Raw genomic sequence first — 13,282 nt, 5'->3', positions numbered from 1 at the left:
CGCTGCCGCCCGCCACTTCCGCGCAACGCATTCCGGAGAGTCCCGTCATGGATAGGATGCCCGCCTGGGCCGATGCGGTCCTCGTTCCCCTCTTCTCGATCGTGCTGGCCGCGATCCTGTCGGCGCTGGTGATCCTCGCCATCGGCGAGAACCCCGTCGAGGCCTTCTCGCTCATGGTGGACGGCGCGCTCATGCGCAGCGCCGGCTGGGGCTACACGCTCTACTACACGACCAACTTCATCTTCACCGGACTTGCGGTCGCGGTGGCCTTCCACGCCAAGATGTTCAACATCGGCGGCGAGGGCCAGGCCGCCATCGGCGGGCTTGGCGTGGCCCTGATCTGCCTGTTCATCCCCTGGCCGCATTGGTCGCTGGCGCTGATCGGCGCGACGCTGGGGGCGGCGGCCTTCGGCGCGGCATGGGCCTTCATCCCGGCCTACCTGCAGGCCAAGCGGGGCAGCCACATCGTCATCACCACGATCATGTTCAACTTCATCGCCGCGGCGGTGCTGAACTACGTGCTGGTGAACCTGCTGCGCCCGGCGGGCGCCATGGACCCCGCGACCGAGATCTTCCCGCAGGCCACCCACCTGCCCAGCTTCCAGGACATGTTCGCGGGCGGCGGGTCACTGTTCCGCGGCGCGCCTGCCAACATCACCTTCTTCGTCGCGGTGCTGGCCTGCGTCGCCGTCTGGCTGCTGATCTGGCGCACGCGGCTCGGTTACGAGATCCGCGCCTTCGGCCATTCCGAGACCGCCACCCGCTACGCCGGCATCTCGACCGTGCGGATCACGGTGGTGGCCATGCTGATCTCGGGCGGGCTGGCCGGGCTGATGGCGATCAACACCACCATGGGCGAGGCCGAGCGCCTGGTCATGAACGCCACCGAGGGCGCGGGTTTCATCGGTATCGCGGTGGCGCTCATGGGGCGCTCGCACCCCTTCGGCGTCTTTCTCGCGGCACTGCTGTTCGGGTTCCTCTACCAGGGCGGAGCGGAGCTTGCGCTCTGGACCGACATCCCGCGCGAATTGATCACGGTAATCCAGGCGCTGGTGATCCTCTTCACGGGTGCGCTGGACAACATGGTGCGGATGCCGCTGGAATCGGTCTTCGGGACCCTGCGCCGCCGCCGTTCGCCCAAGCCAGCCCCCACAACGCCGTCGGAGTGAGATCATGGACTTCGCAACCATCCTGCAGGTACTCGACTCCACCGTCCGGCTGGCCACGCCGCTGTTGCTGGCCTGTCTCGCGGGGCTCTTCTCCGAACGCTCGGGCGTGATCGACATCGGGCTCGAGGGCAAGATGCTGATCGCGGCCTTCGCCTCGGCGGCCTTCGCCTACTATTTTTCGCAGAACCCCGTGGCGGGCATCGGCCCGATCTGGATGGGGCTGCTGATGGGGGTGCTTGCCTCGCTCGCCTTTTCGGGGCTGCACGGGCTGGCCTCGATCACCTTCCGCGGCAACCAGCTGATCTCGGGGGTGGCCCTGAACTTCCTCGCCTCGGGACTGTCGGTGCTGGTCGCGCAAAGCTGGTTCCACGAGGGCGGTCGCACGCCGTCGCTGCCCGACGAAGGCCGGTTCGACGGGATCGTGCTGCCCGGCGCGCTGGGGCCCGCGGATGCCGAGGCCGCGGGGCGTCCCCTGTCGGAGCTGATCGCGCAGGCGAACCCGATCCAGCAGATCTATTCCGAGCTGATCTCAGGCCATTCGATCCTTGTCTACGTGGCCTTCCTCATGGTGCCGGCCACATGGTGGGTGCTGTTCCGCACCCGCTTCGGCCTGCGGCTGCGCGCCGTGGGCGAGGCACCCGAGGCGGTGGACACCGCGGGTGTGTCGGTCACGGCGCTGCGCTACGGCGCGCTGGTGATCGCGGGCGTGCTGTGCGGGCTGGCGGGCGCCTATCTCGCCACGGGTCTTCAGGCGGGTTTTGTGCGCGAGATGACGGCGGGCCGGGGCTACATCGCGCTGGCGGCGCTGATCTTCGCCAAGTGGCGGCCCTGGTACGCGCTCATGGCCTGCTTGCTGTTCGGCTTCCTTCAGGCGATCGCACTGCGCTACCAGAACATCGACCTTGGCGCGTTTACCGTGCCGGTGCAGTTCATGGACGCCCTGCCCTACATCCTGACGGTGGTGATCCTGGCGGGCTTCGTCGGCAAGGCCATCCCGCCCCGGGCAGGCGGCGATCCCTACGTGAAGGAGCGGTGAGAGGGGGCGTAAGCCCCCTTTTTCCATTCCGTGCAGAGTGAGCGGGGTATCAAAGGACTTTCGCCTTCACTGCAATAGTCGACCTGAGGGGTAAGCGCCCGTCTCGGACCCCGGTTCTTATGAAACAGTCGCCGGGCCAGCGCCGGACCGTGGTTTGGCGCTGCGACCTCCAGGGTAAGCGCTTTATACCAGCAAACCCGAATGACCTCTGATCGCTGCACGCCAATTGCAAAGCGCCAGACCGCGGGGACGGTCCGGCGTTGGCTCGGCGGGGCTGGAGCCCCTTGTTCCGGGCCTGTCAGGGCGTGGCCCTGAGTTCGGCTTCGTGAGTCCACCCGACCATGACCGGCACCGCGCTCAAGGTCCGATCGGCTCAAAGACACTCGACATTCCACACCAGGCCGCGTGTCAGAGCGCGCGCCAGGTTGCCATCAAAGCTCCACCACCCGGCCTTCCATCGCCGACTGCTGCGCGGCGAGGCCGATGCGGACGGCCCAGCCGCCGTCCTGCAGCGTGACTTCCGGCCCGCCCTGCCCGCGCACGACCTCGAGGAAGCGCTGGTGCTGGTAGAAGGTCGACCCGTTGTGGTCGCCCGCCTCCAGTAGCGCCGCCTCGACGGGGAAAAGCTCGGTCCTCGGGCCCTTGGGATCGCGCGGGCTGGTGACAAGCTGCGGCACGGGCGCTTCGCCCAGATCCCCCGGCCAGAACCGCGTGGGCCCGGGCACGAAGGCCTCGATCTTGCCGGTGGGGCCGGTAGCGGTGAGTTCCTCCTGCCAACGGCTGCCCTCGGCGAACATGCACAGTTCCAGCATGGCGCGGGTGCCGTTGGCGAAATCCACGATGACATAGGCGTTGTCCCAGATGTCGGGCGTCTCGCCGTCGTAGCTTTCGTCCTTGTGGTTCACCGCCTGCCCGGCGCTGGCCATGACGCGCACCGGATTGGATTTCAGACAGAGCCGCATGAGGTCGAAGAAGTGGCAGCATTTCTCGACCAGCGTGCCGCCGGAATAGCGGTTGAAGCGGTTCCAGTGGCCGACCTTGTGCAGGAAGGGAAAGCGGTGCTCGCGGATGGTGAGCATCTTGATCCCGCCAGTGGCCGCCTCGGCCTGTTCGAGGAAGGCCGCGACGGGCGGCATGTAGCGGTATTCCATCGCCACCCAGACCGGCGCCGGATAGCTCTCCGCGAAGCGCGCGATGCGCTCGGCATCCTCGGGCGCGGTGAAGAGCGGCTTTTCCACGAGGATCGGCAGCGGACGGCCGTTCGCGATCATCTCGAGCTGCGGGACGTGCAGGTGGTTGGGCGAGACGATGACCAGCGCGTCGAGGTCGTCGCGCGCCAGAAGATCCTCGACGGTTTCGACGATCTCGGCCCCGGGGGCCTGCGTCTGTGCGGCGGCGCGCATCTCGGCGTCGGGTTCGAAGATGGCGGCAACCTGCGCCTCTTCCAGAAGGGCGATGTTGCGCAGGTGTTCCTGGCCCATCATGCCGCAGCCGATGATGCCGTAGCGGACGGTTCCTTGGGTCACTGAGATATCCTTCATGCGATCCGCGCGACGTAGGTCGCGACCTCCGTGTCGATCCAGTTTCGGGAAAATTCGATGGCCCGTCCGTCCTGGGCCCAGGACAGGCGGCCCGCAATCAGGCAGGGGGAGCCGGGTGCCGCCCCGAAGGCGTCGGGCGCCCAGTCGGGAACCGGGGCCTGCCCCAGCCGGTCCTCGGCGCGCGAGATCCAGATGCCCAGACGCTCGCGGTAGAAGAGGTAGAGCGATTCCGAGAGGTCCTGCGCCTCGAGGCTGTCGGCGCAAGCGCCATCGAGCCACATTTCCTCGAGCACCGCGGGCCTGCCGTTCAGACGCCGCAGGCGGCGGATGCGAAAGGCCTGTTCCGATGCACCGAAGGGCGGCAGGTCGCGGGGCTTGTCCATGTGGTCGAGCGAGAGCAACTCGGCCGTGGGCAGTCCGCCGCCGTCCAGCAGCTCGACCCGGAAGAAGGCGTAGACCGAGCGCGCGTCGGGTTTTGCACGGATGTAGTTACCCGAGCCCTGGACGCGTTCGAGCATGCCCTTCTCGGTCAGGTCGGCCAGCGCACGGCGCAGGGTGCCCACGGAAATCCCCAGTTCCTGCGCCATCTGGCGTTCGGGCGGCAGCCGGTCGCCATCGGTGCGCCGGCCCGCCTGGATCTCGCGGATCAGCATTTCGCTGATCTGGATGTGCAGCGGAAGGGCATGGGGATCGGGCATCCGGGCTCCGGCGGGAAAAATTGATACAGTATTGATCTACATCAAGGACAGTGCTACGCAAGCCTTAAGTGACAGATGGAAGGCATCTTATGACCGTCGTGCCCATTACCTCACCGGATCTCGACGCGGCCGAGGTTTCCTGGTTCTCCGCTCTCTGCTCGGACGATTACGAATATCTCGGCGTGCCGGACGGCGCGCTGCGGTCCTCGTTCGAGCATTGTAGCGACATCGTGAAGGAAGCCGAGGTCCAAGGCTTCCGCAACATTCTGTGCCCCTCGTCCTACCAGGTCGGGCAGGACACGCTGAGCTTTGTCGCGGGCAATGCGCCGCTGACCAAGCGGATCAACATGCTGGCCGCCATCCGCTGCGGCGAGATGCAGCCGATCATGTTGGCCCGCACGGTGGCGACGCTTGACCACATGCTGGAAGGGCGGCTGACGCTGAACGTGATCAGCAGCGATTTCCCCGGCGAGAAGGCCGAAAGCGCCTACCGCTACCAGCGGTCGCGCGAGGTGGTGGAGATCCTCAAGCAGGCGTGGACCCAGGACGAGATCAACTACAATGGCGAGATCTACAATTTCGAGGGTCTGACCACCGACCCCGCGAAGCCCTACCAGACCGGCGGGCCGCTGCTGTATTTCGGGGGTTATTCGCCCCACGCTCTGGAGCTTTGCGGGCAGCACTGCGACGTCTACCTGATGTGGCCCGAAACCAAGGACATGCTGGCCGAGCGGATGAAATCCGTGAACGCCGTGGCCGAGAAGTACGACCGCACGCTGGACTACGGCCTGCGGGTGCACGTGATCGTGCGCGACACCGAGGCGGAGGCCCGCGAGTGGGCCGAGCACATCGTCAGCCAGCTTGACGACGAACAGGGCGAGGCGATCCGCAAGCGGGCACTCGACGCGGGCAGCCTCGGCGTGTCGCACCAGGCGCGCAACCGCGAGCTAGCCGACATGGAGGGCTTCATCGAGCCCAATCTCTGGACCGGCGTCGGCCGGGCGCGGTCGGGCTGCGGCGCGGCGCTGGTGGGCTCGACCGACCAGGTGCTGAGCAAGCTCGAGGAATACCAGAAGATGGGCATCCGGGCCTTCATCCTGTCGGGATATCCGCATATCGACGAGTGCCGGCATTTCGGCAGCCGCGTGCTGCCGCAGATGAAGACCTGCTCGCTGCCCGAAGCCTACGGCCGCGTGCCGACAGACACACCGAAGACGCCGCTGGGCGTGGGAGAAAGACGCTGATGGACCGTATCGCCCTCAACGACGACCTTGAGCTGAGCCGCCTTGTCTACGGGATGTGGCGTCTTGGCGATGCCGAGGACACCAGCCCCGAGCACGTGCGCGCCAAGATCGAGGCCTGCCTCGACCAGGGCATCACGACCATGGACCAGGCCGACATCTACGGCGGCTACATGGCCGAGGAGATCCTGGGCAACGCGCTGACGCCCGAGCTGCGCGACCGGATCGAGATCGTGACCAAGTGCGATATCGTGGCGCCCGCGGGCCGCTACGAAAGCGCCAAGGTCAAGCATTACGACACCAGCCGCGCGCATGTGGTCGGATCGGTCGAGCATTCGCTGCGGCTGATGCAGACGGACCGGATCGACCTGCTGCTGATCCACCGCCCCGACCCGCTGATGGACCACGAGGAAACCGGCGCCGCGCTGGACGAGGTGGTGAAGTCCGGCAAGGTGCGCGCGGTGGGCGTGTCGAACTTCCGTCCGTGGGACTGGGAGCTGCTCCAGTCGGGGATGAGCACGCCGCTGGTCACCAACCAGATCGAGATGAGCCTTCTGAACCACGCGCCCTTCACCAATGGCGACGTGGCCTTCCACCAGCGTCAGAAGCAGCCGCTGATGGCGTGGTCGCCGCTGGGTGGCGGGGCGCTGTTCGCGCCCGAGAACGCCGCGCTGCGCACGCGACTTGGCGAGATCGCGGAAGAACAGGGCGTGGACGACGCGGCGGTTGCCGTGGCATGGCTGCTGGCACATCCCGCCCGGATCCTGCCGGTGATGGGGACCAACAACCTCGACCGGATCGCCCGCATCGGCGATGCCGCGAAGGTGACCATGGACAGGGAGACCTGGTTTGACCTCTACACCCATGCCCTCGGCCACGAAGTGCCGTAAGGCGGCGACATGAGCGCCGAGACGCCCGCCACCTTCGACCCCGCCGCCGCGGCCGAGCGCGCCTTTCGCGACGCGCTCGGCCAGTTCGGCACGGGCGTCACCATCGTGACCTGCATGACGCCCGACGGGCCCATCGGGATCACGGCCAACAGCTTTTCCAGCCTGTCGCTGGAGCCGCCCATGGTGCTCTGGGCGCCGGCGAAATCCTCGTCGCGCTACCCGTTCTTCATGGCGGCCGAACGGTTCGCCATCCACGTGATGGGGGCCGACCAGTTCGACGTCTGTCGCGGCTTCGCAAAGCGCGGCAACGCCTTCGACGAATTCGACTGGGAAGAGGGGGAGGACGGCGTGCCGCTTCTGACGCGCTGCCTGTCCCGGTTCGAATGCACCCGGGCCGCCGCCCACGACGGCGGCGATCACTCGATCGTGGTGGCACGTGTGACGCGCGTGACCTTGAATTCCGGCAAGCCGCTGTTGTTCTTCGGCGGAGAATACGGAAGTTTCGAAAAAGCGTCGTGATCCGCGTGACATAGGGTGTCGTGCGGCAAGGGAGGGGACGGCCGATGGGCCTATTGCTGGGGGTTCTGAAACCCTTGCAGATGGTGAACGATGTCATCCTGCGGCTTGGCCGCGGGATCGGAATTGTGGCCATCGCACTCATGGTGATCTGCATCCTTCTGCAGGTCGTCATGCGCTATGTCTTCAACAATGCCCTGCCCTGGCCCGAGGAAGCCGCGCGCTTCCTCATGCTGTGGATGACCGGCCTCATGGCGCCCTCGGCCTACCGGCGGGGCGGCTTCGTCGCCATCGAGATGCTGGAGCCGGTCCTGCCGCGCCGCGTGGGGGCCCTGCTGGCACTGGTGCTGCTGGTGCTGTCCGGGCTGGTTCTGTGGATGGGGCTGCAGCTGGGGCTGAAACACGTCAATTCCGGCTGGCTCTTCGCCTCTTCCTCGCTCTACGTGCCGATGGAGGTGATCGGGCAGAAGGGCTTCAAGCTGAAGCTCGCATGGATGTACCTGTCGCTCTACGTCGGGCTGATCCTGCTGCTTGTGGTGAATGTCGAGCTGATCCTGCGTGCGCTGGTCCGCATGCTGGGCGGCGAAAAACGGCTGCGGCCGCAGATGCATGCCGAACTGACGGCGGAGTAGAACGATGGTCCTTGTCTGGTTCCTGCCCCTCTTCCTCGTGTTCCTGATGATCGGCCTGCCTGTCTTCTTCGGAATGCTCGCCGCGCCGGGCATCATGCTGCTGCTCAACGGGCAGGAGCGCGATCTCGCGCTCATGTATCGCAACGTCTACAACGGGATGGACAGCTTCCCGCTGATGGCGATCCCCTTCTTCATGCTTGCGGGCGAACTGATGAACCGCGGAGGCATCACCACGCGGCTGGTCGAGTTCAGCCAGGCGCTGATGGGCCACCTGCGGGGCGGTCTGGCGCATGTGAACGTGCTGTCCTCGATGCTGTTCGCGGGGCTGTCGGGCTCGGCGGTGGCCGATACCTCGGCGCTCGGCTCGATGCTCATCCCCGCGATGGAGCGCGAGGGCTACACCCGCCGCTTCGCCGCGGCGATCACGGCGGCAAGCTCGGTCATCGGGCCGATCATCCCGCCCTCGGGCATCATGATCATCTACGCCTATGTCATGGGCGAAAGCGTCGCCGCGCTTTTCCTTGCGGGCATCGTACCGGGCGCGCTGGTGGGCCTCGGGCTCATGGGCATGATCTATTTCATGGCCAACCGCTACGACTTCCCGGTCTCGCGCCGCAAGGCGACGTGGGGCGAACGAGGGCAGGCCTCGCTCAAGGCCTTCTTCCCGCTGCTGACGCCGGTGATCATCCTTGGCGGCATCCTGGGCGGGGTCTTCACGCCGACCGAGGCGGCCGCCGTCGCGGTGGCCTATGCCGTCATCATCGGCTTCTTCGTGCTGCGCACGCTGCGCATGTCCGAGATGCCCGAGATCCTTGGCCGGGCGGCGATGACGAGCGCCGTGGTCCTGCTGCTGGTGGGGGCCGCCATGGCCTTCAAGACGGTGGTGAGCCTGTCGCACACGCCCGAGATCCTGGCGGAGTTCATCCTGTCGCTGTCGCAGAACCCGCTGGTGCTGCTGTTCCTCATCAACCTGCTGCTGTTCATCGTGGGCATGTTCCTCGACGCGGGGCCGGCGATCATCATTCTGGGGCCGATCCTCGGGCCGATCTTCACCGACCTCGGCATCGACCCGATCCACTTCGCGATCATCATGAGCGTGAACCTGACCGTCGGCCTCGCCACGCCGCCCATGGGGCTGGTGCTTTTCGTGGCAAGCTCGGTCAGCAACGAGCGGGTCGAGACGATCTCGCGCGCGATCCTGCCCTTCCTGGCGGTGGAGATCGCGGTGATCTTCCTCATCACCTTCGTGCCGGAACTGTCGATGACCGTTCCGCGCCTCTTCGGATTCGCCGACTGATGCGCCGCCCGGCGCCTCGCGGCGGGGGGCTTCGGCCCCACCCCACGACCAGAACAGCTACAGGGAGGACGACATGCTGAAAGGTCTCTTGCAGGCGACGCTTACCGCGGGCCTGATCGCGGGCGGCACGCTTGCGGCCACCGCGCAGGAATACACGCTGCGCGCCACGGCCAACTCGAACGAGAACGACGAGGACTACGACGGGCTCGTGGTTTTCAAGGACTACGTGGAAAAGGCCTCGAACGGCGCCATCGAGGTGGAACTCTTCATCGGCACGCAGCTGTGTTCCGGCGGTGCCGAGTGCCTTCAGGGCGTCTCGGACGGGTCGATCGACATCTTCGTGACCACCTCGGGCGGCGCGGCGGGGATCTTCCCCTACGTGCAGGTTCTCGACCTGCCCTACCTGATGTCGGGCGACCGGGTGGCCGAGAAGGTGCTTTCGGGCGATTTCGTCCGCACGCTGCGCGACATGGCGCTCGAGGATTCGGGCGGCACCATCCGCGTCATGACCGTGGGCAACACCGGGGGCTGGCGCAACTTCGCCAACACCGAGCGCCGCGTGCAGACGCCCGAGGACCTGGCCGGGCTGAAGATCCGGACCGTGGTTGCGGACCTGCCGCAGGAGCTGGTGAAGGCGCTTGGCGCATCGCCCACGCCGATCTCGTGGCCCGAGCTCTTCACCTCGTTCCAGACCGGCGTGGTCGAGGGGTCAAAGAACGGCATCACCGATATCATGAACATGCGCTTCCCCGATGCCGGGCTGAAGTACCTGACGCTCGACGGGCACGCCTACATGGGCGCGATCTGGGTCATGAACAACGACGCCTTCCTGGGGATGCCCGAGGACATGCGCCGCGTGGTGATGGACGGGTTCTACGCGCTGCAGCAGGCGACCTTTGCCTCGCCCAAGCGCAAGTCGATCGAAGCCTTCAACGAGTTTCAGGCCGAGGGCGGCGACATCTACGTGCCCAGCCCCGAAGAGATGGAAGCCTTCTCCGAAGCGGCGTCGCCGGTCTATGACTGGTTCCAGGAAAATGTCCGTGGCGGGCCCGAGATCTTCGAGGCCCTCAACAGCGCCGTCGAGGAGGCCGAGGCCGAGCTCGAAAGCGCCTACGAAGCGGATCTGAACTGATCCACCTGCGGCCGCGCCCCTCCGGCGCGGCCGTCTATCTCAGGGCCCAGACCTCGGCGATCAGGGCCGCGAGCGATGCCTGTGTGAAGGGCAGTTCCCCCCAGAGCGTGCGACAGGCAAGCTGATCTCCGTCCTCGAGCGGCTCGGCACTGAGAATGACCATAAGCCCGTCCCGCGCGCCCACGAGCGTCGCAAGCGCATGTCTCGCAAGGTCCCAGCGCGGGCCGATCATCCAGACATGAACATGCTCGTCGGTGAGCTGCAGCGCGCTAGCGGCGCTATCGGGATGGTCGAAAAGCTGCACATCGCATTCCGGCAGCGATTCGCGCAGGACCTGCGCCGCGTCTTCGGCAATAAAGCTATTTGAAGCAACGACATAGCATTGCTTCGCCGCGGGGGAGGCCCCGCTTGTATCGGGCATTAGGCCCTCCTTTCCGGTCCGGTTGTCATCCGAATGGAACACGAGCCGCCGCCTTGCATTTAACTATGACATAGGAGGAAGCGCGTATGGCCACCAAGTGCAGGGACTGCCCGATCCGCAAACTTTCGCTGTTCGAGCAGATGTCTGCCGAAGACGTGGAGGTGATGGAGCGCTTCAAGGTGGGCGAACTCACCATCGAGGCGGGCACCCCGATCCTCTCGGAGGGCTCGAACGCCCCGCAGTTGTTCACTGCGCTCTCCGGAATGGGCCTGCGATACACCATTCTTCCCGACGGGAGGCGTCAGGTTCTCAACTTCGTTTTTCCCGGAGATTTCGTCGGTTTGCAGGCCGGGGTCATGCGTGAAATGACGCACTCCGTCGAGGCAACGACACGTATGAGATTATGCGTTTTTGACCGCAAGGAGTTGTGGAACCTGTTCCGCCATCAACCAGAGCGGGCGTTTTCCCTGACCTGGCTCGCCGCGCTCGAGGAGCGCTTCATGAGCGAGGCGCTCACCACCGTCGGCCAGCGCTCGGCGCCCGAGCGCATCGGCTGGGCCTTTTCGCGCATCTTCCGCCGCCTGACAGAGCTCCGCATGCGCGAGGACCACAGCGTACCCCTGCCCTACCGCCAGCAGGATCTGGCGGACGCGCTGGGGCTTTCCCTCGTGCACACGAACAAGACGCTGGCGGCGATGCGGCGGAACCAGAAGGCGACATGGTCCGACGGGCGCCTGAGGATTCCCGATCTCGAGGAGCTCGAAGCCTACGCGATGGTCGAGAACCCCGAACTGCCGAAACGACCGCTTATGTGAACGCGACTGCGCCTTCGGGGATGGAATAAAAGAGCCTGCAGAACGGAACAGAAACGCGGCAAGGCCGCAATTGCGATCACGGGAAAGTGCGTTACCCTAGCGGAAAGGATACATCCACGCCCGATAGTCATCGATCAATTTATGCGCTTCTTCCATTTCCTCTGCGGTCATCTTTTTCCCAAGCTCCTCGACCGAGATCGCGGCGTCGGGATCGCCGCCGATGTCGCTGAGCCGGTACCAGAGGTAGGCGCGCACCCTGTCGGGCTGCGCCATGCCGAGGCCGAGCTCGTAGTACCAGCCGACACCCGACTGCGCGCCGGGGTGGCCCTTCATGGCGCTGCGCAGATACCATTCGAAGGCACGGACGTGGTCCTGCTCGACCCCGAGGCCCAGCGCGTAGATCACGCCGATCAGTTCCTCGGCATCGGCGTTCCCGGCGCGGGCCAGCGGCCTGAGGGCCTGGTGCGCCGCATCGAAGTCCTTGTCCACGATGAGTTCGCGCGCCTCGCGCAGCGTCTGGGCGTGGACCGGGGCCGCGAGGGTGAGCGACACAAGAAGTGCCGCCGCCGTTTCGCGCAGCCCTGGTGTATCGCAGGGATGGGGCATCTTCTCGTCTCCTCCGTGATCGCCCTGCCGGCCGCCGCCGACGCCATAGACCCCGATGATTTCCTGCCCTTCGACGCCGATCAAGCACGGATCGGGCAGTTGCTCTTCTACGACAAGATCCTGTCGGGCAACCGCAACATCAGCTGTGGCACCTGCCATCATCATTCACTGGGCAGCAGCGACGGGCTGAGCCTCGGCATCGGCGAAGGCGGTGCCGGCCTCGGGGCGGACCGCACGCCGGGTACCGGCGCCGACCGCATCCAGAAGCGCGTGCCGCGCAACGCCCCGGGGCTCTGGAACCTCGCCCATCGGGGAATCCAGACGGTCTTCCACGACGGGCGGCTGCAGAAGATCGACGACGACGAATACGTCTTCGATTCGCCGGCCGGGTCCGACATTCCCATGGGGCTCAACTCGATCATCGCGGCGCAGGCGCTGTTCCCGATGACCTCGGACACCGAGATGGCGGGCAGCCCGGGCGAGAATGACGTGGCCACCGCCGTGGCGGCGGGCGTTCACCTGGGCTGGCCGATCCTCGCCCGGCGCGTGGCGACGATCCCGGCCTATGCCGGGATGTTCTCCGAGGTCTTCGAGGACGTGGAGGGGCAGGACGACATCACCATCGTGCACGTGGTGAACGCGCTTGCGGCCTTCATCGGTACCGAATGGCAGAGCTACGACACGCCCTACGACCGCTGGGCGCGCGAGGGCGTGCCGCTGCCGGCGCGCGCCGAACGGGGGCGGCGGCTCTTCTTCGGCGAGGCGGGCTGCGCGCAGTGCCACAACGGGCCGCTGTTCAGCGATCAGCAGTTCCACGCGGCGGGGCTGCCGGCCTTCGGGCCGGGGCGGAATCGCAAGTTCGACCCGATCAACCGCGACGTCGGGCGCATGGGCAAGACGGACCGGCTCGACGATGCCTACCGCTTCCGCACGCCAAGCCTGCGCAACGTGGCGGTGACGGCGCCCTACGGGCACAACGGCGCCTACCCGACCCTGCGCGACATGATCCGCCACATGGCCAATCCCGTGGGCAGCCGTATGCTCTGGCGCCCCGAGATGGCGCGGCTTCCGGCGGTGCCCTGGCTTGCGGCGGGGGACTTCGCAGTGATGGAGGACCGGTTCGAGATGGCGCGGCAAGCGCAGTACCTCGAGATCCTGCCGGTGCGGCTGAGCGACGAGCAGGTCGGCGAGATCGAGGCCTTCCTGAGCGCGCTGACCGATCCCAACCCCTTCGACCGGCCGCTGGGACGACCCGAGAGCGTGCCGAGCGGCCTGCCCGTTGACTGAG

General features: G+C 66.3%; 14 protein-coding genes. 10 read left to right on the top strand and 4 right to left on the bottom strand.

Features of this window, described 5'->3' with window-relative positions; translation table 11 throughout:
- Nucleotides 1-47 precede the first annotated feature (47 nt).
- Together C8N44_RS08830 and C8N44_RS08825 are read left to right on the top strand one after the other, a co-directional pair.
- Nucleotides 48-1,169, top strand: coding sequence for an ABC transporter permease (locus C8N44_RS08830; RefSeq protein WP_107975829.1), 1,122 nt, complete (start codon nucleotides 48-50; stop codon nucleotides 1,167-1,169).
- Nucleotides 1,170-1,173: 4 nt separating this feature from the next.
- Nucleotides 1,174-2,205, top strand: coding sequence for an ABC transporter permease (locus C8N44_RS08825; RefSeq protein ID WP_107975828.1), 1,032 nt, complete (start codon nucleotides 1,174-1,176; stop codon nucleotides 2,203-2,205).
- 431 nt (nucleotides 2,206-2,636) lie between these two features.
- Here the strand turns inward: C8N44_RS08825 and C8N44_RS08820 are convergent, their stop codons facing one another.
- Both C8N44_RS08820 and C8N44_RS08815 read right to left on the bottom strand, forming a co-directional pair.
- Nucleotides 2,637-3,746, bottom strand: a complete 1,110-nt coding sequence (locus C8N44_RS08820; protein WP_107975827.1) for a Gfo/Idh/MocA family protein — start codon at nucleotides 3,744-3,746, stop codon at nucleotides 2,637-2,639.
- A complete protein-coding gene (locus C8N44_RS08815; RefSeq protein WP_107975826.1) occupies nucleotides 3,743-4,444 on the bottom strand; it encodes a GntR family transcriptional regulator in 702 nt (233 codons plus the stop codon). The genes C8N44_RS08820 and C8N44_RS08815 overlap by 4 nt, the downstream gene beginning before the upstream one ends.
- Before the next feature lie 89 nt (nucleotides 4,445-4,533).
- Between C8N44_RS08815 and C8N44_RS08810 the strand changes: the two genes are divergently transcribed.
- The 6 genes from C8N44_RS08810 (at nucleotide 4,534) to C8N44_RS08785 (ending at nucleotide 10,152) form a co-directional block, all read left to right on the top strand.
- Nucleotides 4,534-5,688, top strand: a complete 1,155-nt coding sequence (locus C8N44_RS08810; RefSeq protein WP_107975825.1) for an LLM class flavin-dependent oxidoreductase — start codon at nucleotides 4,534-4,536, stop codon at nucleotides 5,686-5,688.
- Nucleotides 5,688-6,575, top strand: a complete 888-nt coding sequence (locus tag C8N44_RS08805) for an aldo/keto reductase (protein WP_107975824.1) — start codon at nucleotides 5,688-5,690, stop codon at nucleotides 6,573-6,575. Before C8N44_RS08810 ends, C8N44_RS08805 begins: the two co-directional genes overlap by 1 nt.
- A 9-nt stretch (nucleotides 6,576-6,584) precedes the next feature.
- Nucleotides 6,585-7,094 carry a flavin reductase family protein gene (locus tag C8N44_RS08800; protein ID WP_107975823.1) on the top strand — a complete coding sequence of 170 codons (510 nt, stop codon included), beginning with the start codon at nucleotides 6,585-6,587 and terminating at the stop codon, nucleotides 7,092-7,094.
- A gap of 44 nt (nucleotides 7,095-7,138) precedes the next feature.
- Complete coding sequence (locus C8N44_RS08795) at nucleotides 7,139-7,723, top strand: TRAP transporter small permease (RefSeq protein WP_107975822.1); 585 nt, start codon at nucleotides 7,139-7,141, stop codon at nucleotides 7,721-7,723.
- A gap of 4 nt (nucleotides 7,724-7,727) precedes the next feature.
- A complete protein-coding gene (locus tag C8N44_RS08790; RefSeq protein WP_107975821.1) occupies nucleotides 7,728-9,020 on the top strand; it encodes a TRAP transporter large permease in 1,293 nt (430 codons plus the stop codon).
- A gap of 73 nt (nucleotides 9,021-9,093) precedes the next feature.
- Nucleotides 9,094-10,152: a TRAP transporter substrate-binding protein gene (locus C8N44_RS08785; RefSeq protein ID WP_107975820.1), complete on the top strand. Its 1,059-nt coding sequence runs from the start codon at nucleotides 9,094-9,096 to the stop codon at nucleotides 10,150-10,152.
- Nucleotides 10,153-10,186: 34 nt separating this feature from the next.
- Here C8N44_RS08785 and C8N44_RS08780 read toward each other — a convergent pair whose 3' ends face one another.
- Nucleotides 10,187-10,573, bottom strand: coding sequence for a hypothetical protein (locus C8N44_RS08780; protein ID WP_107975819.1), 387 nt, complete (start codon nucleotides 10,571-10,573; stop codon nucleotides 10,187-10,189).
- A gap of 86 nt (nucleotides 10,574-10,659) precedes the next feature.
- On the opposite strand from C8N44_RS08780, the gene C8N44_RS08775 reads away from it, so the two are divergent.
- Nucleotides 10,660-11,388: a Crp/Fnr family transcriptional regulator gene (locus C8N44_RS08775; protein WP_107975818.1), complete on the top strand. Its 729-nt coding sequence runs from the start codon at nucleotides 10,660-10,662 to the stop codon at nucleotides 11,386-11,388.
- A gap of 96 nt (nucleotides 11,389-11,484) precedes the next feature.
- Here C8N44_RS08775 and C8N44_RS08770 read toward each other — a convergent pair whose 3' ends face one another.
- Nucleotides 11,485-11,994, bottom strand: a complete 510-nt coding sequence (locus C8N44_RS08770) for a tetratricopeptide repeat protein (RefSeq protein WP_107975817.1) — start codon at nucleotides 11,992-11,994, stop codon at nucleotides 11,485-11,487.
- Between C8N44_RS08770 and C8N44_RS08765 the strand changes: the two genes are divergently transcribed.
- A complete protein-coding gene (locus C8N44_RS08765; protein ID WP_107975816.1) occupies nucleotides 11,986-13,281 on the top strand; it encodes a cytochrome-c peroxidase in 1,296 nt (431 codons plus the stop codon). The genes C8N44_RS08770 and C8N44_RS08765 overlap by 9 nt on opposite strands.
- Nucleotide 13,282 lies beyond the last annotated feature (1 nt).

Origin of the sequence: Allosediminivita pacifica (genome assembly GCF_003054175.1) — a bacterium.
Lineage (GTDB): Bacteria > Pseudomonadota > Alphaproteobacteria > Rhodobacterales > Rhodobacteraceae > Allosediminivita > Allosediminivita pacifica.
Note: the sequence above shows the minus strand (reverse complement) of the source record. Positions and strands in the feature narration are given on the sequence as shown.

Bases quoted from the DNA above. Each gene is read 5' to 3' on its own strand.
- C8N44_RS08830 (WP_107975829.1), top strand. From the start codon at position 48: ATGGATAGGATGCCCGCCTGGGCCGATGCGGTCCTCGTTCCCCTCTTC.
- C8N44_RS08825 (WP_107975828.1), top strand. From the start codon at position 1,174: ATGGACTTCGCAACCATCCTGCAGGTACTCGACTCCACCGTCCGGCTG.
- C8N44_RS08820 (WP_107975827.1), bottom strand. From the start codon at position 3,746: ATGAAGGATATCTCAGTGACCCAAGGAACCGTCCGCTACGGCATCATC.
- C8N44_RS08815 (WP_107975826.1), bottom strand. From the start codon at position 4,444: ATGCCCGATCCCCATGCCCTTCCGCTGCACATCCAGATCAGCGAAATG.
- C8N44_RS08810 (WP_107975825.1), top strand. From the start codon at position 4,534: ATGACCGTCGTGCCCATTACCTCACCGGATCTCGACGCGGCCGAGGTT.
- C8N44_RS08805 (WP_107975824.1), top strand. From the start codon at position 5,688: ATGGACCGTATCGCCCTCAACGACGACCTTGAGCTGAGCCGCCTTGTC.
- C8N44_RS08800 (WP_107975823.1), top strand. From the start codon at position 6,585: ATGAGCGCCGAGACGCCCGCCACCTTCGACCCCGCCGCCGCGGCCGAG.
- C8N44_RS08795 (WP_107975822.1), top strand. From the start codon at position 7,139: ATGGGCCTATTGCTGGGGGTTCTGAAACCCTTGCAGATGGTGAACGAT.
- C8N44_RS08790 (WP_107975821.1), top strand. From the start codon at position 7,728: ATGGTCCTTGTCTGGTTCCTGCCCCTCTTCCTCGTGTTCCTGATGATC.
- C8N44_RS08785 (WP_107975820.1), top strand. From the start codon at position 9,094: ATGCTGAAAGGTCTCTTGCAGGCGACGCTTACCGCGGGCCTGATCGCG.
- C8N44_RS08780 (WP_107975819.1), bottom strand. From the start codon at position 10,573: ATGCCCGATACAAGCGGGGCCTCCCCCGCGGCGAAGCAATGCTATGTC.
- C8N44_RS08775 (WP_107975818.1), top strand. From the start codon at position 10,660: ATGGCCACCAAGTGCAGGGACTGCCCGATCCGCAAACTTTCGCTGTTC.
- C8N44_RS08765 (WP_107975816.1), top strand. From the start codon at position 11,986: ATGGGGCATCTTCTCGTCTCCTCCGTGATCGCCCTGCCGGCCGCCGCC.
- C8N44_RS08770 (WP_107975817.1), bottom strand. From the start codon at position 11,994: ATGCCCCATCCCTGCGATACACCAGGGCTGCGCGAAACGGCGGCGGCA.